At 72.5% G+C, this 24414-nt stretch carries 19 protein-coding genes and 1 tRNA gene; 3 read left to right on the top strand and 17 right to left on the bottom strand.

Annotated features, from left to right (window positions below; translation table 11 throughout):
- Nucleotides 1–277: 277 nt before the first annotated feature.
- Complete coding sequence (locus SLAV_RS23260; RefSeq protein WP_008742627.1) at nucleotides 278–919, bottom strand: IclR family transcriptional regulator; 642 nt, start codon at nucleotides 917–919, stop codon at nucleotides 278–280.
- A gap of 368 nt (nucleotides 920–1287) precedes the next feature.
- On the opposite strand from SLAV_RS23260, the gene SLAV_RS41575 reads away from it, so the two are divergent.
- Entirely contained in the window at nucleotides 1288–2427 is a 1140-nt protein-coding gene (locus tag SLAV_RS41575; RefSeq protein ID WP_030239134.1) for a hypothetical protein, read from the top strand.
- A gap of 97 nt (nucleotides 2428–2524) precedes the next feature.
- Here SLAV_RS41575 and SLAV_RS23250 read toward each other — a convergent pair whose 3' ends face one another.
- The 4 genes from SLAV_RS23250 to SLAV_RS23235 form a co-directional block, all read right to left on the bottom strand.
- Nucleotides 2525–4309, bottom strand: coding sequence for a DEAD/DEAH box helicase (locus SLAV_RS23250; protein ID WP_030239135.1), 1785 nt, complete (start codon nucleotides 4307–4309; stop codon nucleotides 2525–2527).
- Nucleotides 4310–4429: 120 nt separating this feature from the next.
- Nucleotides 4430–4807 (bottom strand): type II toxin-antitoxin system death-on-curing family toxin, encoded by a 378-nt coding sequence (locus tag SLAV_RS23245; RefSeq protein ID WP_030239138.1) that lies wholly within the window; start codon nucleotides 4805–4807, stop codon nucleotides 4430–4432.
- A gap of 5 nt (nucleotides 4808–4812) precedes the next feature.
- Nucleotides 4813–5013 carry a hypothetical protein gene (locus SLAV_RS23240; RefSeq protein ID WP_030239139.1) on the bottom strand — a complete coding sequence of 67 codons (201 nt, stop codon included), beginning with the start codon at nucleotides 5011–5013 and terminating at the stop codon, nucleotides 4813–4815.
- A gap of 35 nt (nucleotides 5014–5048) precedes the next feature.
- Nucleotides 5049–6545, bottom strand: a complete 1497-nt coding sequence (locus tag SLAV_RS23235; RefSeq protein ID WP_051841378.1) for an MFS transporter — start codon at nucleotides 6543–6545, stop codon at nucleotides 5049–5051.
- A gap of 171 nt (nucleotides 6546–6716) precedes the next feature.
- Between SLAV_RS23235 and SLAV_RS23230 the strand changes: the two genes are divergently transcribed.
- Nucleotides 6717–6788: transfer RNA gene (locus SLAV_RS23230), tRNA-Cys, on the top strand.
- 57 nt (nucleotides 6789–6845) lie between these two features.
- Here the strand turns inward: SLAV_RS23230 and SLAV_RS23225 are convergent.
- The 12 genes from SLAV_RS23225 to SLAV_RS23160 all read right to left on the bottom strand — a co-directional run bounded on the left by SLAV_RS23225 (nucleotide 6846) and on the right by SLAV_RS23160 (nucleotide 22580).
- Nucleotides 6846–7538: a hypothetical protein gene (locus tag SLAV_RS23225; protein WP_030239144.1), complete on the bottom strand. Its 693-nt coding sequence runs from the start codon at nucleotides 7536–7538 to the stop codon at nucleotides 6846–6848.
- Nucleotides 7539–7573: 35 nt separating this feature from the next.
- A complete protein-coding gene (locus SLAV_RS23220) occupies nucleotides 7574–9922 on the bottom strand; it encodes a hypothetical protein (RefSeq protein WP_030239147.1) in 2349 nt (782 codons plus the stop codon).
- 9 nt (nucleotides 9923–9931) lie between these two features.
- Complete coding sequence (locus tag SLAV_RS23215; RefSeq protein ID WP_030239149.1) at nucleotides 9932–10345, bottom strand: hypothetical protein; 414 nt, start codon at nucleotides 10343–10345, stop codon at nucleotides 9932–9934.
- Between the two features lie 28 nt (nucleotides 10346–10373).
- Nucleotides 10374–11543: a type VII secretion-associated serine protease mycosin gene (mycP, locus tag SLAV_RS23210; protein WP_234333861.1), complete on the bottom strand. Its 1170-nt coding sequence runs from the start codon at nucleotides 11541–11543 to the stop codon at nucleotides 10374–10376.
- 26 nt (nucleotides 11544–11569) lie between these two features.
- Nucleotides 11570–12994: a WXG100 family type VII secretion target gene (locus SLAV_RS41085; RefSeq protein WP_158740878.1), complete on the bottom strand. Its 1425-nt coding sequence runs from the start codon at nucleotides 12992–12994 to the stop codon at nucleotides 11570–11572.
- Nucleotides 12994–13518: a DUF2563 family protein gene (locus SLAV_RS23190; protein WP_234333863.1), complete on the bottom strand. Its 525-nt coding sequence runs from the start codon at nucleotides 13516–13518 to the stop codon at nucleotides 12994–12996. The genes SLAV_RS41085 and SLAV_RS23190 overlap by 1 nt, the downstream gene beginning before the upstream one ends.
- Before the next feature lie 165 nt (nucleotides 13519–13683).
- Entirely contained in the window at nucleotides 13684–15933 is a 2250-nt protein-coding gene (locus SLAV_RS23185; RefSeq protein WP_234333866.1) for a xanthine dehydrogenase family protein molybdopterin-binding subunit, read from the bottom strand.
- Between the two features lie 83 nt (nucleotides 15934–16016).
- Nucleotides 16017–18497 carry a 2Fe-2S iron-sulfur cluster-binding protein gene (locus SLAV_RS42550; protein ID WP_051841380.1) on the bottom strand — a complete coding sequence of 827 codons (2481 nt, stop codon included), beginning with the start codon at nucleotides 18495–18497 and terminating at the stop codon, nucleotides 16017–16019.
- A complete protein-coding gene (locus SLAV_RS23175) occupies nucleotides 18494–19414 on the bottom strand; it encodes an FAD binding domain-containing protein (RefSeq protein ID WP_078950624.1) in 921 nt (306 codons plus the stop codon). Before SLAV_RS23175 ends, SLAV_RS42550 begins: the two co-directional genes overlap by 4 nt.
- 432 nt (nucleotides 19415–19846) lie before the next feature.
- Complete coding sequence (locus SLAV_RS23170) at nucleotides 19847–21487, bottom strand: beta-N-acetylhexosaminidase (RefSeq protein ID WP_030239172.1); 1641 nt, start codon at nucleotides 21485–21487, stop codon at nucleotides 19847–19849.
- Nucleotides 21488–21705: 218 nt separating this feature from the next.
- Nucleotides 21706–21990, bottom strand: a complete 285-nt coding sequence (locus SLAV_RS23165; RefSeq protein WP_063760367.1) for a DUF3039 domain-containing protein — start codon at nucleotides 21988–21990, stop codon at nucleotides 21706–21708.
- Nucleotides 21991–22019: 29 nt separating this feature from the next.
- Nucleotides 22020–22580, bottom strand: a complete 561-nt coding sequence (locus SLAV_RS23160; protein ID WP_030239177.1) for a YqgE/AlgH family protein — start codon at nucleotides 22578–22580, stop codon at nucleotides 22020–22022.
- Between the two features lie 286 nt (nucleotides 22581–22866).
- Between SLAV_RS23160 and murA the strand changes: the two genes are divergently transcribed.
- Entirely contained in the window at nucleotides 22867–24204 is a 1338-nt protein-coding gene (gene murA / locus SLAV_RS23155) for a UDP-N-acetylglucosamine 1-carboxyvinyltransferase (RefSeq protein ID WP_030239179.1), read from the top strand.
- Nucleotides 24205–24414 lie beyond the last annotated feature (210 nt).

The following is a 24414-nucleotide window of genomic DNA, read 5'->3' as shown; positions in this document are numbered from 1 at the left end:
GTGGCGCCGATGTTCCGGGGCTCGGGCGTCCGGGGCTCCCGTGTCCGGGGGGGGCGCGGGCATCCCGGGGGAGCGCAGCCGCCGGGGCGGGGCCGGCCAGGGGGTGCGGCCCCGGACCATGCGGCCGTGGAGGCGCTGTCGTCCGGGCGCGCGGCCGCCGGGCGTGGGGCCGCCGGGCGTGGGGCCGCCGAGCGCGGGGCCGCCGGGGGGGGCTCCCCGGCGGCGGGCCGCGGCCCGGGCGGTGCCCTCGCCGGGGAACACCGGCGGCGGCAACCGGCTAGCGCAGGGCGTCGGCGACCTCGCGGGCGGCGTCGACCACGCGCGGACCCACCCGCTCCGGTACGGCGTCGGCCAGCATCACCACGCCGACGCTGCCCTCCAGCCCGGTGATGCCGACCAGCGGGGCGGCGGCGCCGCTGGCGCCCGCTTCGAGTTCGCCGTGGGTCAGGGTGTAGCCGGGCTCGATGAGCGTGCCCTGGCGGGCGGCCAGGATGGCCCGGCCGGCCGCACCGCGGTCCAGGGGGTGACGGAAACCGGCGCGGTAGGCGACGTGGTAGTCGGTCCAGGTCGGCTCGACGACGGCGACGGCGAGCGCCTCGGTGCCGTCGACGAGGGTCAGGTGCGCGGTGGCGCCTATGTCCTCGGCGAGCGAACGCAGCGCGGGCAGCGCCGCCTCCCGCACGAGCGGGTGGACCTGACGCCCCAGCCGCAGCACGCCGAGCCCGACGCGGGCCCGGCCGCCGAGGTCGCGGCGGACCAGGGCGTGCTGTTCGAGGGTCGCGAGCAGTCGGTAGACCACGGTGCGGTTGACACCGAGGCGGTTGGAGAGCTCGGTGACAGTCAGACCGTGGTCGGTGTCGGCGAGCAGCTTGAGGACTCTCAGCCCTCGATCGAGAGTCTGGGAGGTTTCCGCGGTCACGACGCCTCTCCCTCTCCTTCGGGTGGGCGGCGGTGACTCTCACGGGGTGGAGCGCTGCCGGTCCCTCGGCGACGCACGGAGAGGCCGCCGGTAGCGGCCATGGCACCGGCTGCGCTCCCGCGGCGGCGCTGCCACGGGGCGTTCGATGCGGGGACAGTAGCGAGCGGGTTCGCTCAGCGGAAGGCCTCGTCCAGAATCCGGGCGCCTGCTGTCGGTTTGTGTCCTTTTCTGCTGACGCCTGTGCCAATTCGTAATGTTCCTCAAGCGAAAACCGCTTTACAGCCCCCTTAGTCTGATCACGTTCAAAAAGATTTTTGGGGGTGGGCAGGGCGTGCGACGCCGTGCCCACGTAGGGGAAAGAAGTACAAGTGAAGCTGAAGCGCATGGCCATCGTCGCCGCCGCTGCCGTGGTGGGCCCGACGGTCCTCATGGCCACGCCCGCCATGGCGGACGAGGTCCAGAACCCGGCGATCACCACGCCGGACGCGGCTCCGGCCGCCGACGCCGCCGCCAAGCCGGCCGCGGAGGCCCCGGCGACCCCGGCGGAGGCTGCCAAGCCCGCCGCGGAGACCCCGGCCCCGGCCGCCGAGACCCCGGCCGCGAAGCCCGCCGCCGAGACCCCGGCCGCCGACGCCGCGAAGCCGGCCGCGGAGACCCCGGCGGTCCCGGCCGCCGACGCCGCCAAGCCCGCCGCGGACGCCAAGCCCGCCGCCCAGACCCCGGCTCCGGCCGCGAAGGCCGCGGACGCGGCCGACGCCAAGGACGGCGCCGAGTGGGTCGCCAACGGTCCGAAGCTCGCGGTGAAGGACCTGCCGTCCTCCTTCAAGCCCGGTGGCGGCTGGCAGGAGTTCACCCTTGAGGTGGACAACACCGGCGGCAAGGACCTCGGCGACTACTCGCTCGGTCTGAACCTGCTCACCCGCACGACCCAGTTCAAGGACGGGTACATCGCCCTTGAGGTCTACCTCCCCGACGCGAAGGGCAACTGGAAGTGGTGGCCGGCCGAGGCGAGCGGCACCGAGGACGCCTTCGGCATCGACCTCGGCCGGGGCTCGATCGCCAAGGATGACAAGTTCGACATCAAGCTCCGCCTGAAGTTCTCGAAGGACGCTCCGGCGACGGAGTTCGCCGTCGCCCCCGTGGGCTGGAGCAACGTCGAGGGTGAGGAGATCTTCTCCGACGCCAACTTCGCCCACTCCGAGATCAAGTCCGGCGCCAACCAGGGTGGCAACACCGGTGGCAACACCGGCGGCGGCCACACCGGCCACACCGGTGGCGGCACCAAGCCGAACGGTGGCACCTCCACCACGCCGATCGTCGACCACAACACCGGCACCGGCACCGGCACCGCCGTCTCCACGGGCACCACCACCAACGCCGGTGGTCAGCTCGCCGAGACCGGTACCGACGCGGCCACCACCTGGGCCCTCGGCGCCGGCGGCGTCGCGCTCGCCATGGGTGCGGCCCTCGTCGCGGGCAACGGCCGCCGTCGGCGCGTCGGCGCCTGACGGCAGGCAGTAAACAGCCAGTAGGCAGTACGAGAACGGGGTCCGTGCGCAGCAGCGCACGGACCCCGTTCCGCGTGTCACACCCCCCGCGGACGCGCTACCGCATCCGAGTGGCCCACTCCTGCACCTTCTTGATCCGCTCCCGCAGCTGCCCCGCCGTCGCCTCCGCGCTCGGCGGTCCGCCGCACACCCGGCGCAGCTCCGTGTGGATCACCCCGTGCGGCTTGCCGCTCTGGTGGACGTACGCGCCGACCATCGTGTTCAGCGACTTGCGCAGCTCCAGCAGCTCCTTGTGGGAAACCACCGGCCGCCGGTCGGCCGGCAGCTCCAGCAGGTCCGCCTCCGAGTCCGGCTTGCGCCGGCTGTGCGCGATCTGCCGCGACTGCCGCTTCTGGAGCAGCATCTGCACCTGGTCCGGCTCCAGCAGCCCCGGGATGCCGAGGTAGTCCTGCTCCTCCTCGCTGCCCGGGTGCGCCTGCATGCCGAACTCGGCGCCGTCGTACAGCACCCGGTCGAAGACGGCGTCGGACTCCAGCGCCTCGAAGGACATCTGCTCGTCCTCGCCGGTGTCCTCGTCCTCCTGCCGGTTCGCCTCGTCCATCTCCTTCTCGGACTCGGCGTACGGGTCCTCCTCGCCCTGCTTCTTCGGCTTGTCGAGGACGTGGTCGCGCTCGACCTCCATCTCGTTCGCGAAGCCGAGGAGGTAGGGGATCGTCGGAAGGAACACGGACGCCGTCTCGCCGCGCCTGCGCGATCGCACGAAACGCCCGACCGCCTGCGCGAAGAACAGCGGCGTCGAGATCGTCGTCGCGTACACGCCGACCGCCAGGCGCGGGACGTCGACGCCCTCGGACACCATGCGGACCGCGACCATCCAGCGGTCGTCGTTCCCGCTGAAGGTGTCGATGTTCTTCGAGGCGCCCGTGTCGTCCGACAGCACCAGGGTCGCCTTCGTCCCGGTGATCTCGCGGATCAGCTTGGCGTACGCGCGGGCCGAGTCCTGGTCGGAGGCGATGACGAGGCCGCCCGCGTCCGGGATGCCCTTCCTGACCTCCGTCAGGCGCTGGTCGGCGGCGCGCAGCACGTTCGGCATCCAGTCGCCGCGCGGGTCCAGCGCGGTGCGCCAGGCCTGCGAGATGGCGTCCTTGGTCATCGGCTCGCCGAGGCGGGCCGCGATCTCGTCCCCCGCCTTGGTGCGCCAGCGCATGTTGCCGCTGTAGGAGAGGAAGATGACCGGCCGCACGACGCCGTCGCCGAGCGCGTTGCCGTAGCCGTACGTGTAGTCCGCGGAGGACCGGCGGATCCCGTCGTTGCCCTCCTCGTACGTGACGAAGGGGATCGGGTTCGTGTCGGACCGGAAGGGCGTACCGGTCAGGGCCAGGCGCCGGGTCGCCGGGTCGAAGGCCTCCAGGCAGGCCTCGCCCCAGGACTTCGAGTCGCCCGCGTGGTGGATCTCGTCGAGGATCACCAGGGTCTTGCGCTGCTCGCAGCGGTTGCGGTGCAGCATCGGGCGCACGCCGACACCCGCGTAGGTGACGGCGACCCCGTGGTAGTCCTTGCTCAGCGGCCCGGCGGAGTACTCCGGGTCGAGCCGGATGCCTATCCGGGCCGCCGCCTCCGCCCATTGCTTCTTCAGGTGCTCGGTCGGCGCGACGACGGTCACCTGCTGCACCACGTGGTGGTGCAGCAGCCAGGACGCGAGGGTCAGCGCGAAGGTGGTCTTGCCGGCTCCGGGGGTCGCGACCGCCAGGAAGTCGCGCGGCTGCGTCTCGATGTACCGGGTCAGGGCACCCTCCTGCCAGGCACGCAGCTTGCTGGCGGTGCCCCACGGCGCGCGGCCGGGGAAGGCGGGTGAGAGGTGGTGGGAGGCGGTAGTAGTCACGGTCTCCGGTTCGTCTCAGTCACGGTCGCGGTCGTACGTAGGACAACCGGGCCACCTTACCGGCCCCCGCCCGCCCCTCCCGGAGGGACAGGCCTGTGACCTCGGCGGGTGCGGCGAGCGTCACATCGCGCGCAGCCGCTCCGCGATCACGGCGACGTCGGCCTCGTGGCCGGCGGCCACGTCGATGACCAGGTCGTACGCCGTGTCCTGGTCCACCGCCGAGAGGTCCACGCCGTTCACGGCGAGGAAGGTCGCGGCGGCCAGCCAGGCCGTCCGCTTGTTCCCGTCGACCAGGGGGTGGTTCGCGGCGATCCCGTGGAGCAGCGCGGCCGCCTGCTCGTACGGGTCCTCGTAGGCGGGCACGCCGAACATGCGGGCCCGCGGCCGGTGCACGGCGGACTCCAGCAGTCCGGGGGCGCGCAGTTCCACGGGCTGGTCCTGGGCCAGGCAGGCGTGCCGGGCGAGGTCGAGGACCTCGGCGAGGGTGAGGTGGCGCACGGGGATCACCGTCCGAGCCTCTCCAGCAGCGGGGCGTGGGCGCGGGCGAGGCGCGCGGCGGCCTCCCCGACACGCTCGCGCTCCGCCCGCAGGTGCGCGCGTACGGCCTCCAGCGCGAGTTCCTCGGGCGTGCGGCCGGTGGCGTCGGCCAGGTCGGAGAGCTCGGCGCGCTCGGCGTCGGAAAGGGGGACGTTCAGCTCGTGCATGCCGCCGAACCTATCCCCTCGGGCCCTCCGCCCCCTCAGCTTTTCCGGGTACCCGTCCCGGCCGGGGCGGGGTCGGTGCCCGTCGCGGCCGGGGCGGGGTCCAGCCGGGTCGCGACCCAGGCCCCCGCCAGTGCCACGCACGCCATCGGCAGGAACACCGCCAGGAAGGCGGCGGGGTGCGAGGCGGAGGCGGCGCCCTCGGTCAGGGTGTGCCCGGCGGACCCCACCGCTCCCCCGCCGAGCCCGGCGAAGGCGGCGCCCACGGCGGCGAGGAGCACCACGTTCGCGAGGGCGTCGGAGATCTGCAGCGCGGCGGAGTTCGCCCCCGCCTCCTCCGGGGCCGACAGCTTCAGCAGCAGCACGCTCGTGGAGCCGATCACCAGTCCCATGCCGAGGCAGCCCACCCCCCAGGCGAGCGCGGCGGTCCAGACGGGGACGGACTCGATGAGCACCGCCGGGGCCGCCGCGATGGCGAAGGCCACCATCACCATCCCGGCGACCATGAGCCGCTCCCGGTACGGTGCCGTGCGCCCCTTGGACTGCACCCAGGAGCCGAGCGCCCACGTCACCCCGCCCAGCGCCAGCGAGAAGCCGGCCATCGTGGGGCTCAGCCCCCGCTGGGTGACCAGCATCAGCGGCACGAAGCTCTCGGCCCCGATGAAGGCTCCCGCCGCGACCCCGCGCAGCAGCACCACGGACGGCAGACCGCGCCGGGCCAGGTACGTCCCGCGCGGCATCAGCGCCCGCACGGCGGGCACCAGCAGGGCCACGCCCGCGAGGCCGGGCAGCAGCGAGAGCCAGCGCAGGTCCTGGGCGGCGTACTGGAGCAGCCCCGCGCCCAGCGAGATCCCGAGGGCGAACCCGATCCGGCGCCGGTCGAACGCGACGGCCGCCCCGGGGTCGACGGGCCCGGAGGCGGTCCGCCGGATCGCGGGTAGGGCCACCACCAGCGGTACGACGACCAGCGCCGGGATGCCGAGGAACACCCACCGCCAGCCGAGGTGCTCGGTGACCGTCCCGGCGGCCAGCGGCCCGACGATGGACGGCACGACCCAGCTCGCGGCGAAGGCGGCCATGATGGCGGGCCGCAGCCGCTCCTCGTAGGCCCGGCTGACCACCACGTAGAGCGCGACGATGACCAGCCCGCCCCCGAACCCCTGCACGGCCCGCCCGAGGACGAAGACCCCCATGGTCGCGGCGGTCCCGGAACACACCAGCCCGGCGGCGAAGGCCCCGATCCCGACGGTGAGCGGCCGCAGCGGGCCCTGCCGGTCGGACCACTGCCCGGAGAGGACCATCCCGAAGAGGCTGGTGGTGAAGTAGGCGGAGAACGCGAAGGCGTAGAGGCCGATCCCGTCCAGCTCCCGGGCGGCGACGGGCATGGCCGTCCCTACGGCGGTGGCCTCGAAGGCGATCAGGAAGATGACGGAGATCATCCCGACGCTGAGCGTCCGGTACGCGGGCCCGAGGACGCCGCCCTGCGGAGGCGGGGCGGCGTCGGGCACGGATATCCGGGGTTCAAGGGCGCTCATCGCCCCAGAGTAAGGCCCACACCGCGCTGACGCCCCTGTCTTTTGGGCTGATCCCTCCTCGGCCCCGGGACCTAGGACTGTGAACGCGACATGGCAGTCACATTGCACCCCACCGGCCACCCTTCCCCACCCGACGGGCCCCCCGTAGCGTCGTACACGTCACCACGACACAGCCGTGTGCCCGAGTGGTTGAGGGACTCGCCTGCAAAGCGAGTTACGCCGGTTCGATTCCGGTCACGGCTTCTCACCGAGGCCGCCCGGGGGATCCGTCCCCCGGGCGGCCTCGCCGGTGTGCGGGCCCTACGGGGCGGGGCGTCCGGCGGGCGCCGAGCCGGCACCGGCCGCCGGCGGCAGCTCCTGCGCCCGGGCGGGGAGCCCGCCGTCATCCACGCACCCGAGCGCCTTGGCGACGGCGAGCGCCGCCGAGTGGGTGACGGCCAGGTAGTCCTGGCCGAGGGCGGTCGGCCCCTTGCTCCCCTGCCACTGCTCTTGGAACGCCGCGGTGACCTGCAAGGGAATGTCAGAGGTCGAGCCGACGCGCACACTGACGCAGTCGAACGTGACGTCGACCGACTTCCCCTGCCTCCAGACCCTCGGCCCCCGAGCGCTCGCTCCTGGAAGATCGGCCGGATCTGCGTCGTACTTGCTGTAAGCGGTGAACATGACATGCGCCGTGGGACGGTAACCGTCCTTGGCCGTTCCTACGATCCTGCAGACCGGCTGGGGCGCGTCATGGATCTTTGCTCCGGACCGGTAGGCACCCTCCATTGCCCGCGCGACCGCCCCGGCCTCCGGATTCCCCTTCTCGTCCCGTATCTGGAACTCCGTGGACTCAAGGATCCGCTCCAGCGCCTTCCCTCCGTCGCCCGTGAAGAGCCCGGCACAGATCTGACTGACGGAGAGCAGCGGCCCAGCGGTGGGCGGGCCGGCGGGCTCCGGCTCGGCGGCAGAGCAGCCCACCACCGCCGTGCCGAAGGCCGCCCCCCAGAGCATCAGGGCAACCGGCCGCCGCGGTATCGGGCCCCGGCTCACTCGACACCCTTGGTCTGGGCCTCATGGCCCTGCTGACGGGCGACGGAGTTGCCGGCTTCGTACCCGATGCGCATCGACTCGACGAAATCGTTCCCGAAGTCACTGTCCGGATCGATGCGATGGCGCTCCATGAACTTCCGCATGGGCGCCTCGGCGCTGTGCTCACCCGCCTGGAACATGGCCTTGTTGCTGTCGTGTGTCGCGCCGTCGATCTTGTCCTTGTGCTCTTCCTTGACCTCGTCCGACCACTCTCCCACGACGCCTGAGACCGCCTGCTCGGCAGCACCACTGCCGAGATCGATGGCCAGCGGAACGACGACCGCCGCCGCTCCCGCTGCTGCGGCCGTGGCGGGCAGGAAGGCCACACCGCCCGCGATGGCCGCCGTCGTCCCGAACTCGACCCAGGCGGACTGCTGTTCGTGCGCCTTCTCGTATTCCTCGTGCTTCTTCTCCCCGACGCCCTGGACCTGTCCCGCTCTGGACTCGTCGAGGATGCCCTGCACCTCCGCCGTGGTCCGGATCGTCGAACGGGCCCGGCCCTCGTCGATCTTTCCGTCGTGCTCCGCCTGGCCTTCCAGCACGCTCGCGGAGTAGACACGCTCTGCGGTGGAGACGGTGGCGTATGCATCGGGATGCTGCCCGAGCACGGCCAGCAGGTCACGGGCGCCGTCGCGCTCGAATTTCACATGGGCCTGATCGTCCCCGTCCCGTGGGGCGAAGACGCTGTGGTCGGGGTCCGAGCTCAGCGCGCGGTTGACGTCGTCGATGTACCCGGCGGTCATATTGCCCAGGCTGTCGGCCAGGACGTCCTGGTGATGGAGGAGTCCGGCGTCGCCGCCGTACTTGGCCGCGGCCGCCGCCATGACCGCCGCGCCGGTTTCGGTCCGGTGGAGCTCAGGCTTCGGGTCGTCCCAGGCATGACCGAGGGCGGCCGCCTCCAGGGCATGGCCCAGGGCATCCGGCATGTGCTTCTCGACCTTCTTGAGGTCGTCGAAGTTCGTGCCCTCCATGTCGATGGTGCAGTCGTAGTCCTCCCGGGCGAAGAAATCGAGGTAGCCGGTGATCGGCGTGCCCTTGGCGTCCTTGCCCAGGTTCGCGACGCCGGGCTTCTCCGTGCCGTCCTGGTTGTAGGCGTGCGGAGGCCGTTCGGGGTCGAAGAACGCGGCCGACGCCTCCGGGCTGTGCCCCAGTGCCTCCAGGAAGCTGACCACCGGGTCGTATCCGGCGCCGTTGATCCCGGAGGGGTTCAACAGGTTCTTGCCGAGACCGTCGAGGCGGCGGGTCCCGTTGAAGAAGTCGGGGTCCTTCGCGTGGATCTGGGTGGCGTGTTCGGCGATGGGGACCAGGAACTTGGGGTCGTAGTTGCCGTAGCGCATGATCCCGCCAAGCAGCTGGTAGCCGTAGGGCGGGTTCTGGTCGTACTTCGCCAGCGGGATGTGCTGGGTGCCGAGCTTGCGCAGCTCCTGCGCGTAGCTGTCGGGAAGGTGCGGCTCGGACGTGGAGCGGGTCGCCGTCGCGAGGTTCAGGCCCAGGTTCTTCTGGAGTTCCCGGACGTCCTTGAGCCGCTGTTCGTCGACCTTGCCCCACTCCTGGGTGTCGGTCGACATGGAGCCGAAGAACTGGAGCGCGCCCTTGGGTCCCAGCTCCTGGTAGAAGGCCGTCGAGAAGTCCGCGACCTTCGCGTTGTCCGCCAGCAGCTCGTTCAGCTCGACGAGTTCGGCGTGGGAGAGGTCCCGGCCCTTCTTCGCGAGGGCGGCGGCGTGGCCGGCCTGCTCGGCGGCGAGGCCGGCGTACTTCGGGGCGCTGAAGTTGTGGTCCTCGGCGACGTTGGCGCCCAGGAGGCGGGCGAGCGACTGGTCGACGTCGTCGCAGGCGTCGACGGCCGCGTCGATCTTCGCCTGCCACTGGGGCAGGTTGACGCGGATGGACTCCTGGTAGTCGGGGTCGTGCCGGGCCGCGTAGCGCTCCTCCTCGGTGGCGAGGGGGGCGGCCTGCACCTTGCCCTTGGCGTCCACCCGGAAGCCCGCGGCGGGCACCTCTTCCTCGGAGAGCTTCTTCAGCCGGTCGCGGGACGAGGTGAACGTGGCGTGGGCCTGGGTGAGCGCCTGGTGGATGCCCTTGGCCTCCTTGGCGGCGTCTTCGAACTCCTTGGCCGTCTTCGCCACGAACGGCCGCGCCACCCCGGCCGTGACCCCGCTCCACTCTGCCTTGTCGGCCTTGGCCTTCATACCGTTGCGAGCCGCCTCGGCCAGCTCCTCCAGCTTCGCGGCCATCGCCTGCCAGTCGGTGGCCGCCGTCTGGAGCTTGTCGACCGGGGCGTTGAGGACGTTCTCGTACGTCAGCACGGGCGCCGCCTACTTGAGGTACTCGTCGAGCTTCGAGGTCGTGAACTCGGCGTAGAGCCGCTGCTCTTCCTTGTCGTGCGAGGAGAGGGAGTAGTTCAGGCCGTTGGAGATCTGCGCGCAGGCGGCGCCGAGGGTCTTCACCTGGCTCTCCCAGCGGGAGTTGAGCCTTGTCAGGGCCGCCCCGCTCGCGAAGCCCTCCTTGCCGAGCGCACCGGCAGCTTCGGCTGTGGCGGCTGCGGCGTGCTTGCCGTCGGTCTGGAGGCGGGAGTGCAGCATGTGGGCCTCGGTGCCGATGGCGCCGATGTGGTCCTGGTTGAGTTCGAGGTCCTGACCGCCGGTGCCCGGGGCCGCCTGGTTGAGCCGCATGGAGACGCTGGCCGCTGCGGTGGTGCGCGCGGCGGCCCATTCCTCGTCGAACGACATCCGGGCCTCCAGGGGCGGTCGGTTCGGTTCAGCGACGGTTGCGACGTACGGCGACGGCGGTAACGGCTCCGCCGATGACGACGCAGGCACCCAGCCCGAGGGCGATCCACGGAAGGCTACTGCCGTCACTCTTTTTAACGCCCGCCTCGGGCTGCGGTACGGGCTTGGACGCGCCAGTTTCCGCCGTTTTCCCGCCAGCGGCGCCGGCCGCCGCCAGATCGGGAAGCGGATAGACGTCCGCGGGCCCCGGATCCCCGGGCGTGGGAACGGCAACCCGCGGCCGCACGACGCCGTAGCCGACGTAGTCGTTCCGCGCTGAGCCATCGGTCGGCTTCCCGGCGGTGTTCAGCAGGACCCGGAGGACCTGGTTGTTGGTCCAGTCGGGGTGCGCGGACCAGAGGAGGGCGGCGGAGGCGGAGGCGAGGGCGGTCGCGTCACTGGTGCCGTGGGTGTTACAGAGTTCGGTCTTGCCTGCACAGGCCGTAAGAATGTCGATACCTGGTGCAGACAGATCTACCTGTGAGCCGTGCTGTGATTCTTTGGTAGCGCTGCCCTCTGCATCCACTGCTCCAACGCCGACGACTCCTGGCGTTGCGCTCGGATACTCCACCCTGTTGACGGTGTCACCGTCGTTCCCTACCGCAGAGAAGATCAACTTCCCTTTGGAAAGCGCATACTTCACAGCCTCCGACCTCGCCTGATCTTGCATTGCCGTGCCATCGACGCCCAGCGAAATATTGATGACCTTGGCGTCCGAGTCTGCGGCGTATCGGATTGCAGCAACCCAAGACGGGGTAGTGGGGTCCGTCTCATACGGCACGCGAATGGGCAGGATCTTGACGCCGGGCGCCAGCCCGAATGAACCGTCACCGCTTGGGTGGATGCCCGAACCGGCAATCATTGCGGCGATGCCAGTTCCGTGCGCATCAAAGTCGGTACGTTCATCCCCCTTGTACCCCGTATATCCGGCTGCGAAATCCTTGCCCGGGAGGACCTGGCCTTCGAGTTCCGCGATCCTCTCCACTCCGGTGTCGATAACCGCGACGGTGACGCCCTTACCCGTGCTGATCTTCCAGATGTCGTCGGCCTTCATGGCATCGAGGTGCCACTGCCTCTCTCGAATGGTCTGCGCATGCGCAGGAGTCGCGGCGACCCCAGCCAGCACAAAACCCACCAGGGTCGAGGTCACCTTGCGCATGCGCATCCCGTGCACGTCCGATCCACTCAGTCGATTACTGGCGGAACGACACGACGGTCACCCTGCCAGGTCTCTTCGTCCTCAGACAGATAATCGGGGCGTCCGACCCCAACGCCTCCACGACGGTTGCCGGGAGCCGAGGCGCCGGCACCGCCGTGACCCAGCGCTCCAGCCCCTGAACCACCGCGCACCAGCCCGGAACCCCCCTGGGTAAAGGGCGGACCGCCTGTCCCGGAACGGCTGCCCGCAGTGGGCTGGCGCCCTCCGACCACCCCGCCCGGCTCCATCGCCAGCCGACGGCCGACCGCCGAACCACCACCCGAAGGACCGTGCGGGCCACCAAGGCCACCGCCACCCATCACTCCGCCCCTTCCTGCCGCCTGCGTCCCCTCCGCGCCGATGACCGTGCCACGCGGAATGCCCGAGGTCGGACTGCCAGGGGTTAGAGGCTTGCCGCCCACGATTCCGGCGTCACGCGGAGGCAGAACCGGAATACCGCTCCCCTTACCACCGATGCCAACCGGAGGCCTCGCGCTGGGCAGCGGTACACCACCGCCCGGCATCGGACTGCCCCCGATCGGCGGCAGCGGCACCCCTGGCAGCGAGCTGGGGACACCCGGCGCGATTGGGCCCGGACCCGGCACACCAGTCGTTGGAGGCAATACCCTGTCCGGCAACGTCGCAACATGATCGAGGCCCACATCGACGCTCCGGTCCGGAATGACTGGTGTCTGCGAGGGGCCACCAACCGGGCGGAGGCTGTTGTCCCGCGGCGGCTGCCCCGAAGACGCCCCATCAGGTCCAGTCGATGCAGCTCCGCTCCCCGACGACGGCAAGACATGGGACGAGCCAGCAGAGCTGAAGCCTCCACCAGCCTCACCGTTCGACCGGTCCACGTAGACACTGCCGTAGCTACTCTCCGGCTCGAACGTTCCCGGCGGCGGCGGGAACGTAGGGATCTCCGCCTTGTTCAGCTGGGTCGCCGACGCCTCGTACGACTGCGCCAGCTTCGTCAGCTGCTGGATCGCCTCCTGGCGGTCACCGTTCAGCTTCGAGTTCGCCGTGCGGCCCATCTGCTGGGCGTCCGGGTCGTTGTGGAACTTGTGTGCCGCCGCCAGGTCCGCCGCCGCCGACGCGTCGTACTTCGGGGTGTTGGTCTTGACCTCCACCATCGTCTGGGCAGCGTGCGTCATCCACTTGCTGCCCTCCTCGCTGTAGTCCGCCAGCCGCAGCGTCGCGTTGCCCGCCCGCGTCACCCACTCCTGGAACCTGTCGGCCGCCTCGCCCTCCCAGCCCTTCACCTGGTGCTTCCGCAGGCTCTCGCCGATGTCCTTGATCGCGACCGCCGCACCCTGCAGCTGGGTGGCGCGCGCGACGACCGTCGCCGAGTCCAGAGAGGCGATCATCGCGAGCAACTGCTCGTGCGTGTAGGCCTCGAAGTCCGTCGCCATCAGTAAGAACCTCCCGACTTGCTGGGGGTGGGAGTCGGAGTGCCCTGCTGGGCCGCCGCCTTTTGGCGGGCCTGCTCGTCCTCGCGGACCTGCGGGTCGCGGTCCCGGACGTAGTCCTGCTTCGACTGCCGGATGATGGCGCGCATCCGCGCCTGCGTGTCCTCGTCCACCCCCGCATAACCCTTGCCCGCCGTGAGGACCGCGATGCCGAGGGCCTCGATCTGGGATGCCAGGCCCTGGGAGAGTTTCTGCAGCTCCGAGTGGACCGTCGAGTACGCCTTGAACAGGGTGTCCGCCTCGGCGAAGCCGGTGCCGAGGGTGCCTGCCGGCAGGGTGCCGTCGGCGAGTTTCTTCTCGTCCGCGTCCGAGCCGTCGAGCTTCTTCAGGAGGGCGTCGACCAGCTTCTTGTAGCCGGTCATCGACTCGTACTCGACCTGAAGGGCCTGCGCCTGGCTCATGATGGCGTCCGCCACGCTCGCGCTGACGTTGCCCCCCAACAGCATCGGCCCGTTGTCCTCTGCCACGCCGGCCTCCCCGTTCCCCGTCTCCCCGCGGGTAGCGCGGCACCCGTCTCCGGTGCCGCTCCCCGTCCCCGTTCGCACCCGCACGTTCCGGGTGCCGCCGATCACTCTATCGATCGGCGGCGACCGGCCCAAGCTCGGGTTGCACGTGCAATGCGGGTCACACGGTTACGAGTTGGGCACCGCCACCGCCGCCGATGGCCGGATCGGGATCCTGTTCACGGGCCGTCCCGTCGCCGCCCGGACCGCCGACGCGATCGCCGCCGGGGTGGTCACCACCGGCACCGCGCTCGCCGCCTTCGCGCCGAACGGGGCCACCACGTCGCGCTCCTCCACCAGCCGGACGATGCGCACGGCCGGGGCGTCGAGGGAGGTCGGCAGGGCGTAGCCGGTCAGGTCGGGGTGGCGTACCAGGCCTGCGACCGAGCGGAGGTTCTCCGTCAGCGCCGCGCCCACGCCCTGGGTGACGCCCGCTTCGATACGGGCTTCCAGCTGGCGGGGGTTGAGGATCCGGCCCACGTCCTGGGCGACGGCGAGTTCCACGACGCGTACCGAGCCCAGCTCGATGTCGACGTCGACCACCGCGCGGATCGCGCAGAAGGCGAGGCCCACGAACGCGTCGCCCTGGCCGTCCGCGCCCAGCGGCTCCGTCGGGTGGGGGCGGCACTGGGCCGTCGCCCAGAGCTCCTTGCCCTCGATCGCCTCCGCGACCGTCGTCGAGAAGGCGCCGTCGTAGGAGGTGATCCGGCCGTCCTGGATCTGCAGGAGCTCGGTGGACATGCCCAGCTTGTGGGCCATCGGCTGGAGGAGCTGGGTGCGGACCATCTTGGCCGCGCGTTCCACCGCCCCGCCCGACACCCAGGTGTGGCGGCCGTGCGCCGACGGGCCCGCCGGCGGCTGGTCGGTGTCGACGGGGGCCATCGCCACCTCGTCCACGCCGAGGACCTCCTGGACGATCTGCCGGGCGAGGGTCGCGAAGCCCTGGCCGGTGTCGACGGCCGCACAGATGACGGTGGCCGTGCCGCCGACCACCTTCACGGTGGCGGTGGAGACCTCGTCCGCACCCTCGGCGCCGAGCATGTGGACCATGCCCACGCCGTAGCCGACCCCGCGCCGCACCGCGCCCGGCTCGCCCGCGCCCTCGGGGCCGCCGGGCAGCAGCCACTCCTCCTCCGGGGTGTCCTTCGGGAGGGAGGGGAGCGGGAAGTCGCGTACGGACCGCAGGAGTTCGGCGACCGGGGCCGGGCAGGTGACCGTCTGCCCGGTGGGCAGGAGGTCGCCCGTCGACAGGACGTTGCGCATCCGCACTTCCGCGCCGTCGATGCCGAGGGCGGCCGCGAGCTTGTCCATCTGGCCCTCGTACGCCGCGCAGACCTGCATGGCGCCTTCGCCGCGCACGTGGCCGGACGGGGGGTTGTTGGTGCGGACCGCCCAGCCCTCCACGAAGGCGTGCGGGACGATGTACGGGCCGCACGCGAACGCCACCGCCGCCGCGAGGGATTCCGCGGAGGAGTCGGCGTAGGCGCCCGCGTCCATCAGGATCTGCGCCTCGACCTTGACCAGCCGGCCCTCCGCGTCCGCGTGGTGGCGGTAGCGCAACAGCGTCGGGTGGCGGTGGGCGTGGCCGAGGAAGGACTCCTCGCGGGTGGCGGCCAGCTTGACCGGGCAGCCGGTGCGCAGCGCGAGCAGCCCGAGCGGGAGCTGGAAGGCGGGGTCCTCGCGGTCGGCCGTCGCGCCGGGCACCCCGGTGACGACGACGCGGACGCGGTCCGGGTCGAGGCCGAAGCAGGCGGCGGCGAGGTCGCGGTCGGTGTGCGGATCGGTGGAGGCGGTGTAGATCTCCACCCCGCCGTCGGGGCGCGGCACCGCGAGGCCGGCCTCGGCGCCGATGGGGGCGGGGTCCTGGCGGCCGATGCGGTAGAGGCCCTCGACGACGACCTCGCCGGTCGCCTCGGGGTCGCCGTAGCGCAGCGGGATGTGCCGGATGAGGTTGCCGTCGGGGTGGAGGGGGGCGGCGCCGAAGGACTGCTCGGGGTCCGTGACGGCGTCGAGGAGCTCGTACTCGACGGTGATGGCGGCGGCGGCGAGGCGGGCCGTGTCGGGGTGGTCGGCGGCGACGGCGGCGATGGGCTCGCCGTGGTGGCGGACCACGTCGTGGGCGAAGACCGGCCGGTCGGCGATCCGGCGGCCGTGCGTGGTCGCCCCGGGGACATCGGCGTGGGTGATCACGGCCCGGACGCCGGGCATCTCGGCCGCGGCGGAGGTGTCGATGGACAGGATCCGGGCGTGGGCGTGCGGGGACCGCAGCACTGCGGCCCACAGCAGGCCCTCGGCCCACAGGTCCGCGGCGTACGGGAACGTGCCCTCGGTCTTGGCGCGGACGTCCGCGGAGGGGACGGAAGCGCCGATTCCGCGCATGCGCGGCGACGTCGGCGGCTCCCCCTCCGCCGCCGCGCCGACCGTGGTGACGGCCGTCGTCGCCGTGGCCGCGTCCTGCCCGCTCACGCCATGCCTCCGTTGTGCTGGATCCCGTGGATGCCCTGACCGCCGTGGTGGGGGTCTTGGTGCGGATCGTGATGCGGGTCGTGATGCGGGTCGTGGTGCGGGTCGTGGTGACCGCCGTGGTGGGGGTCGTGGCCGCCGACGGTGTCGTGGAGGCCGGGGAGGCCCTGGGCGCCGCCGTACGTGTCGTGGACACCGGGGAGGAAGGCCTGGTCCCCGCCCATGGTGTCGTGGACACCGGGGAAGGGCTGGCCGCCGCCGAGTGTGTCGTGACCGCCCTGGAGGACCTGGCCGCCGCCCATCGTGTCGTGGCCGCCGTGCAGGACCTGGCCGCCGCCCATGGTGTCGTGGCCGCCCTGGAGGACCTGGCCGCCGCCGAGGGAGTCGTGGACACCCGGGAAGGTCTGGCCGCCGCCCAGCGTGTCGTGACCGCCGTGCAGGACCTGGCCGCCGCCCATGGTGTCGTGGGCACCGGGGAAGGTCTGGCCGCCGCCCAGGGAGTCGTGACCGCCCGGGAAGGTCTGGTCGCCGCCCAGCGTGTCGTGGGCTCCGTACGTTCCGGGGCCGCCGTGGACTCCGCCCTCGCCGGGCGGTGCCTGGTGCGGGATGCGGGGTTCGGCCGTGGCGGGGTCCCCGGCAGCGGTGGCCGCCGCGGCCTCGGCCGCCGTCGCCTCGCGCTCCGCGACGACCTCGCGGACCGCCTCGACGACGCCCTTGTAGCCGGAGCAGCGGCAGAGGTTGCCGCACAGCGCCTGCCGGGTCTCCAGGTCGCTGGGGGCGTGGTTGCCCTCCAGCAGGTCATGGATGGTCATGGCCATGCCGGGTACGCAGAAGCCGCACTGCACGCCGCCCGACCTGCACAAGGCCTCTTGTACGTCGGACAGTTGCCCGCCGGTCGCGAGACCCTCCACGGTGCGGACCTCGCTGCCCGCCGCCGTCGCCGCGGGGACCAGGCAGGAGGCGACGAGCCGCCCGTCGACCTGCACCGCGCAGGCTCCGCACTCGCCCTGCGAGCAGCCGTCCTTGGCGCCGGCCAGGCCGAGGCGCTCGCGCAGCACGTACAGGAGCGACTCGCCGATCCAGGCGCCGGTGACGGGCCGGTCGGCGCCGTTGACGCGCAGGACGTAGGAAGCCGCCGGGTGCTCGTGATGGGCGACGGCGGGAAGTCCTTCTTCCTCGTACGTCTCCTCCTGCACCGGCGCCCCTTCGCCGCCCCCCACGGCCGGGGGTGTCACACCGCTGTCGGCGGTGTCCTCACCCGGCACATCCGCGGCCCCCGCTTCGGCGACGGGCACGGGATCGGCATCGGGACCGGGACCGGCATCGGGACCGGGACCGGCATCGGGATCGGCACCGGGATCGGATGCGGGATCAGGTTCCGAAGCGGCATCGGCATCGGCACCGGGGCCCGCCTGCTCGGTGGCGGCGGCCGGGGCGGCCGGCTCCGCGAAGGCCCGCTCCTGCCCGTGCCCTTCGGATCCGTGCCCCCCGGGCCCGGTCTCCGTCTCGGCCTCCACCGGGCGCGGCCGCTGCTCATCGACCGGCGGCTGCGCCGGGCCGTGGGCGGCGTCGATGTCCGGGGCGGCGTGCAGCACGCCCTCCGGCTCCGTGCCGGGGTGCGCGTAGCCCTCCGGCAGCGGGGTCCCGACCCCGGGCCCGCCCAGCACCCTCGGGCCGCGTCCCAGCGCGCCGGCCCCGGGCCCCTCGCCCGGGAGCACGCCGGAGCTCATCAGCGTCTCGGTCCCGAAGGCAGCGCCCGCCGCGCCGGAACCACCGTCCAGCGCCCCCGGCTGCGCCCACGGAGCCGCCGCCCCGCCCGGCAGCGTCGCCGGGGCCTGGCTCCAGTCGCCCGCCGCCACGCCCCCGTCGCCCGGAAACCCGTCGGCCGGGAACCCGCCGGCCGGGAACCCACCGGCGGCAAACCCGTCGCCCGCGAACGCGCCGGCCGGGAACTCGCCCGTCCCCTGCTGCGGTTCACCGGCCGTCGGCAGGGTCCACTGCCCGGTGGCCGCCCGCTCGTCGGGCTGGTGCACCGCTTCGGGGAACTGCCACTCGGCCGTCGCCCCCTGGTCCTGCTCCCCGCCTCCCACGCCGCCCGCGGGCTCCGCGAAGGCCGCCGCCACCGAAGGCGGCAGCGGGATGGAGGCCGGGATGGGCCCCCGCGCGGGCGCGGGTTCGGCCGGAGCCCGGTCCGTGCCCGCCTCGGGCCACTGCACCGGCATCGTCCAGGTGCCCGTGGCGGTGGGGTCCGTACTGGCCGAGCCCAGCGGCACGATCATCGGCGGCGGCACGTACCCGTGGCCGGGCGCGGCGAGGGGTTCGCCGTTGTCGAGGGCGTCCAGCATGTCCTGCGGGAGTTTCACGAAGGCCGTGGCCTCGGAGTCGTACTCGCCGCCCTGCGGTACGGGCTCCCAGCCCCAGCCGTTGCCCGCGCCGCCCGCGTTCCCCGTCGTTCCGCTCACGTTCTCGTTCTCACTCATGAGGTCAGCGCCCTCCCCAGGGCCCTGCGCGCCAGCACGGCCACCGTCCGCCGCAGATGCAGTACTCCGGAGGACACCGGTTCCCCCTGGTCGGGCACGCAGGCAGCCGCGACGTACTCGCCGAAGGCCTCCAGCGCCTCGGGGGCCAGGCTGCGGTCCCCGTCCCAGTCGATCAGCGAGGCCACCCACTGCTCGGCCTCCAGCGGCCGCAGCGGCATCGGGGCCACCGCGCCGATGGCGCACCGCACGCCCCGGCGCGCGGGATCCAGTACGAGCCCCACGGACGCCACCGCGCGGCCCGGCCCGGTACGCCCGGTGGCCTTCAGGAAGACCTGCGGGGCGTGCAGCAGCGGGACGCGCACGAAGCCGATCAGTTCGCCCGGCCGCAGCATCTCGCGGCCGGCGAGCAGGTGGGAGACCGGGATCTCGCGCTGCGAGCCGCCGGGGCCGACGATGACCAGGATCGCCTCCAGCGCCGCCAGCACGGGCAGGGCGTCACCGGTCGGCGCGGCCGTCGCGATGTTCCCGCCGAGGGTGCCTGCGTTGCGGATCTGCGGCGGGCCGGCGGCCCGGGCGGCGGCGGCGAGCGCGGGGATCAGAGCGGCGAAATCCGGCCGCCCCATCCGGGCGTGCGTCAGTCCGGCGCCGAGCAGCGCGTGCCCGTCCTGGTACTGCCAGCCGCGGATCTCGTTGATGCGCCCCAGGCCGACCAGCGCGGCGGGCCGCAGCAGCCCGGCGTTGACGGCGGCCATGAGGTCGGTGCCGCCCGCCACGGGCACGGCCGCGGGCATGGCGGTGAGCGCCGCCACGGCCTCGTCGAGCGAGACCGGCAGCGTCACGGACTGCGCCGTCCGGGCCGCTTGCGGTGGTTGCGACCCCTGAGTCGAATGCGATGCGTGCGGTGCGTGCGTGGTCAACCCAGCTGCCCCTTCCCGATGTCCCGGTCCCGGCGCTCACGCCTGTCCGCCGTACGGTACGTGCTCACCGCCGGGACGTGGCAACTCTGGCACATCTTCGGGACCGCCCCGCGCGAGGGTCTCCCGGGCGCCTCCGCCGGGTCGCACCCCCCGGTCCGGCCCGTACGGCGGCCGGGAGGGGCCGCGGGTGCCGCACCCGGCCGGGCCCCGCACCCGGCCGCGCGCCCCGTCCGTACCTCGCACGGACCTCGCCCGGACCTCGCACGGACGCCGTCGCCGCCGGCCTCGCACCACCTGTTTCCCCTACCTCCCGAACGCCCGTTTTCCCCCGTATCGCTCTGATTAGAGGCAGAGTTCCAAAGGTTTCCGAAGAGTTCCGCTTCCGGTCAACGACGGCGCGACGACGGCCGGGCGGACGGCACGCCCCCCGGGTCACACGATCGGGGGCGCGCCCTCCAGCGGACGCCCCGGCACCCCCGGCCGACGCTGCCACGGCAACGGTCCCGCCGGTGGCCGGTAGCCGACGCCGAGGGCGTCGAGCCGTGCGTAGTGCGCCGCCATCCGGGCCTCGAAACCCTCGTAGTCCCTCGATTCCGGTTCCGGCAGCCGGGACCACACCGCCTCCGCGAAGGCGGCCAGCCGCGGGAACACCTGGTAGTCGACGCGGGCCTGGTTCTCCATCACCTCGGTCCACACGTTGGCCTGCGCCCCCAGCACGTGGGCGGCGGCCTCCGCCGAGAGCTTCGGCGGCACCGGCTCGAAGCGGTACACGTCCTCCAGCGAGCGCACGTACCCGATGGGCATCGGCTCCTCCGGGCCGTCCGCCTGACGGTGGTCCAGGTACACCCGCTGCTCGGGGCACATCACCACGTCGTGCCCGGCCTCGGCCGCGGCGATCCCGCCCCCGTAGCCGCGCCAGGAGGAGACGACGGCGCCGTCCGCCAGCCCGCCCTCCAGGATCTCGTCCCAGCCGACAAGCCGGCGCCCGCGCGCGGCGAGCCAGCCGTCGAAGTGCCGGATGAACCAGGCCTGGAGCCCGTCCTCGCCGTCCACCCCCAGCTCCTCGATCCGCGCCCGGGCCGCCGGGGAGGCCCGCCACTGGGCCTTGGGGCACTCGTCGCCGCCCACGTGCACGAAGGGCGAGACCTCCACCGGGAACAGCTCCAGGACCTCCTCGAACACCTCCTCGTAGAAGCGCAGTACGTCCTCGGTGGGGGCGAGCACGTTCTCGTTGACGCCCCAGTCGTCCCACACGCCGAGCGCGGCGGTGTCCACGACGTCGCGGTTGCCCAGCTCGGGGTAGGCGGCGATCGCGGCCTGCGAATGCCCCGGGATGTCGATCTCGGGGACCACCCGCACGTGCCGTTCGGCCGCGTACGCGACGATCTCGCGGATGTCGTCCCGGGTGTAGAAGCCGCCGTGCGGGGTGTCGTTCCACAGCGGCGAGGCCCGGTGGCCCCAGCGGCTGCGCGGGCGCCAGGCGCCCACCTCGGTGAGCCTCGGGTGGCGCGCGATCTCGATCCGCCAGCCCTGGTCGTCCGTCAGGTGCAGGTGGAGCACGTTCAGCTTGTGGGCGACGAGGAGGTCGATGTACCGCAGTACCCCCTCCTTGGGCATGAAGTGCCGGGCCACGTCGAGCAGCATCCCGCGCCAGCCGAAGCGGGGGGCGTCGGCGACGCCGACGTACGGCAGGCTCCAGCCGGCCGGGCCGGCCAGCGGCGCCCTGCGGTACGCGGCCGGCCCGAGCAGCTGACGCAGCGTCTGCGCGCCCCAGAGCAGTCCGGCCGCGTCGGCCCCCGTCAGCTCCACCCCGTCCGCGTCCACGGTCAGCCGGTAGGACTCCGGCCCGTCGGCCTCCGCCCGCCCGGGGTCGACGGCCAGGCGTACGTCGCCCCGCGCGCCGGCCCCCGCGGCCGGCAGCTCCCACCCGGTGGCGGCGCCGAGCTCGCGGCGCAGCCAGCGCGCGACCCCCTCGGCGCCGGGTCCGGCGGCGAGCACCGGCCGCGGGCCGAACGCGTAGCGGCGGCCCTCCTCGTCCACGGTGGCGTGCTGGGGTACGGGGATCAGGTCCATGCGTCAGCCCTTCGCAGCAGCGAGCCTGTTGCACCCTGCGCAACGCTCGTTTCACAGCGTGCTCTTCGGGCCGACCCTAGCCCGCCCCCGGGGCACGCAAAAGGCCCCGGGCGCGATCACGCGCACCGAGGGCCTTCGCCTCGACGGTGGGGACTTCCGGCCCCGGGACCGACCGGACCCGGAACCCGGAACCACCGGACCCGGGACCCGGGACCCGGTTACTTGTCCTTGCCGCCCTTGTCCTTGTCTCCGCCGGAGCCCATGGATTCGTAGATCTCCTTGCACATGGGACAAACCGGGTACTTCTTCGGATCGCGGCCCGGCACCCAGACCTTGCCGCAAAGCGCGACGACGGGGGTGCCGTCGAGCGCGCTCGCCATGATCTTGTCCTTCTGGACGTAGTGGGCGAAGCGCTCGTGGTCGCCGTCGCCGTGGGACACCTGCGGCGTCGGCTCTACGAGGGTCCCCGTACCAGTCCCGCGCTCGGGCTCAAGAGTGCTCATGAAATCCAGGGTACTGAACCCCGCCGGGGTCAGTTCAGCGACGGGTCGTCCAGATAGGTGGCGACCATCGCGAGCTCGCTGCGCTGGCGGCGCAGCACCGCCCGCCACAGGCGTTCGGGGTCCGGGAAGGAGACGTCCCCGGGCTCGGAATCGACCACGTACCAGGCGCCGTCGCCCAGCTCGGCCTCCAGCTGGCCGGGGCCCCATCCGGAGTAGCCGGCGAAGATGCGCAGGCCACCGAGGGCGGCGGCGAGGAGCTCGGGCGGGGTCTCCAGGTCGACGAGCCCGATCGCGCCGTGCACGCGGCGCCAGCCCAGCGGCCCTTCCTCGCCCGGGATCACGGCGACCCCCAGGGCGGAGTCCAGCGCGACGGGGCCGCCCTGGAAGACCACGCCGGGGTTTCCGGCCAGCGGCGCCCACGGCAGCAGGATGTCGCGGACGTCCACCGGGGTGGGCCGGTTGAGGACCACGCCGAGGGAGCCCTGCTCGTCGTGGTCGAGCAGCAGCACGACCGCACGGTCGAAATTCGGGTCCGCGAGGGCGGGGGTGGCCACGAGCAGCCGCCCTGTGAGGGAGGACACCTCGGTCATGCGGACATGATCTCGCACAATCGCCCTCCAGGGGGAGCGGACGGCGGCAACCGATCACGCGCAGCTCAGGGCGCACTGCGGCAGGAAGGAGCGCGCGCCTTCACAGCACCCGGGACGACACCCGGAACAGCCCCCGGAACGCGACACTCCGCCACCTGTCGCACACACAGGGTGCTGTACCGAATTCATGACAGTCCTACGGCCACGTCGGCCATACAAACAAGGGGGTAGTGACCCTTACCCTTTTCACTGATCCCCTGCCCATCCTCTCCGGAACGCGAGATCCATGACCGGCAACGATGTCCTGCTTGTCCACGGCGGAACCCCGCTTGAGGGCGAGATCCGTGTCCGCGGCGCGAAGAACCTCGTGCCGAAGGCCATGGTCGCCGCCCTGCTCGGCAGCGAGCCGAGCCGGCTGCGCAATGTTCCCGACATCCGTGACGTGCGGGTCGTGCGCGGGCTGCTCCAGCTGCACGGCGTGACCGTGCGGCCCGGCGAGGAGCCGGGCGAGCTGATCCTCGACCCGACCCACGTCGAGAGCGCCAACGTCGCCGACATCGACGCGCACGCGGGATCCTCCCGGATCCCGATCCTCTTCTGCGGCCCGCTGCTGCACCGCCTCGGCCACGCCTTCATCCCGGGCCTCGGCGGCTGCGACATCGGCGGACGGCCGATCGACTTCCACTTCGACGTGCTCCGCCAGTTCGGCGCGACCATCGAGAAGCGCGAGGGCGGCCAGTACCTGGAGGCCCCGCAGCGCCTGCGCGGATGCAAGATCCGCCTGCCCTACCCGTCGGTCGGCTCGACCGAGCAGGTCCTGCTGACGGCCGTGCTGGCCGAGGGCGTGACCGAGCTCAGCAACGCCGCCGTCGAGCCGGAGATCGAAGACCTCATCTGCGTCCTGCAGAAGATGGGCGCGATCATCTCCGTCGACACCGACCGCACCATCCGCATCACCGGTGTGGACCGCCTCAGCGGCTACAACCACAAGGCGCTCCCGGACCGTCTGGAGGCCGCCTCCTGGGCGTCCGCGGCCCTGGCGACCGGCGGCAACATCTACGTCCGCGGGGCGCAGCAGCGCTCGATGATGACCTTCCTGAACACGTTCCGCCGGGTCGGCGGCGCGTTCGAGATCGACGACGAGGGCATCCGCTTCTGGCACCCGGGCGGCCCGCTGAAGGCCATCGCGCTGGAGACGGACGTGCACCCCGGCTTCCAGACGGACTGGCAGCAGCCGCTGGTCGTCGCCCTGACGCAGGCGTCGGGCCTGTCGATCGTCCACGAGACGGTCTACGAGTCCCGGCTCGGTTTCACCTCGGCGCTCAACCAGATGGGTGCTCACATCCAGCTGTACCGCGAGTGCCTGGGCGGCAGCGCGTGCCGGTTCGGCCAGCGCAACTTCCTGCACTCGGCGGTCGTCTCCGGCCCGACCAAGCTCCAGGGCGCCGACCTGGTCATCCCCGACCTGCGCGGCGGGTTCTCGTACCTGATCGCGGCGCTGGCGGCCGAGGGCACCTCGCGCGTGCACGGCATCGACCTGATCAACCGCGGCTACGAGAACTTCATGGAGAAGCTCGTCGAGCTCGGCGCCAAGGTCGAGCTGCCGAACGGCGACCTCGTCTGAGACGGCTCCCGGTCCGGATCCTGAGACCCGACGGGGGTCCCGGTCCGGACCGGGCCCTTCCGGGGCCCCACAGGGCCCTGGAAGGGCCCGTGAGGCCCTCCTGGGGGCCATGCGAGGGCCGGGCACGACCCGGACGGGATCCGGACGGGTTCCGGACGGGCCCCGGACGGGCCCCGGACACGACCGAAGGGCGGCCACCCCCGTGGGGTG

This window comes from Streptomyces lavendulae subsp. lavendulae, from assembly GCF_002803845.1.
Classification (GTDB): domain Bacteria; phylum Actinomycetota; class Actinomycetes; order Streptomycetales; family Streptomycetaceae; genus Streptomyces; species Streptomyces lavendulae.
The sequence above is the reverse complement of the archived record's forward strand: the minus strand, read 5'-3'. Positions and strand labels throughout refer to the sequence as shown.

Excerpts from the sequence above, each read along its gene's own strand:
- SLAV_RS23165 (WP_063760367.1), bottom strand. The coding sequence starts at position 21,990 with ATGAGCACTCTTGAGCCCGAGCGCGGGACTGGTACGGGGACCCTCGTA.
- SLAV_RS23215 (WP_030239149.1), bottom strand. The coding sequence starts at position 10,345 with ATGTCGTTCGACGAGGAATGGGCCGCCGCGCGCACCACCGCAGCGGCC.
- SLAV_RS23225 (WP_030239144.1), bottom strand. The coding sequence starts at position 7,538 with ATGCTCTGGGGGGCGGCCTTCGGCACGGCGGTGGTGGGCTGCTCTGCC.
- murA (WP_030239179.1), top strand. The coding sequence starts at position 22,867 with ATGACCGGCAACGATGTCCTGCTTGTCCACGGCGGAACCCCGCTTGAG.
- SLAV_RS23160 (WP_030239177.1), bottom strand. The coding sequence starts at position 22,580 with ATGACCGAGGTGTCCTCCCTCACAGGGCGGCTGCTCGTGGCCACCCCC.
- SLAV_RS23235 (WP_051841378.1), bottom strand. The coding sequence starts at position 6,545 with ATGAGCGCCCTTGAACCCCGGATATCCGTGCCCGACGCCGCCCCGCCT.
- SLAV_RS41085 (WP_158740878.1), bottom strand. The coding sequence starts at position 12,994 with ATGGCGACGGACTTCGAGGCCTACACGCACGAGCAGTTGCTCGCGATG.
- SLAV_RS23185 (WP_234333866.1), bottom strand. The coding sequence starts at position 15,933 with ATGCGCGGAATCGGCGCTTCCGTCCCCTCCGCGGACGTCCGCGCCAAG.
- SLAV_RS23170 (WP_030239172.1), bottom strand. The coding sequence starts at position 21,487 with ATGGACCTGATCCCCGTACCCCAGCACGCCACCGTGGACGAGGAGGGC.
- SLAV_RS42550 (WP_051841380.1), bottom strand. The coding sequence starts at position 18,497 with ATGAGTGAGAACGAGAACGTGAGCGGAACGACGGGGAACGCGGGCGGC.
- SLAV_RS23240 (WP_030239139.1), bottom strand. The coding sequence starts at position 5,013 with ATGCACGAGCTGAACGTCCCCCTTTCCGACGCCGAGCGCGCCGAGCTC.
- mycP (WP_234333861.1), bottom strand. The coding sequence starts at position 11,543 with ATGCGCAAGGTGACCTCGACCCTGGTGGGTTTTGTGCTGGCTGGGGTC.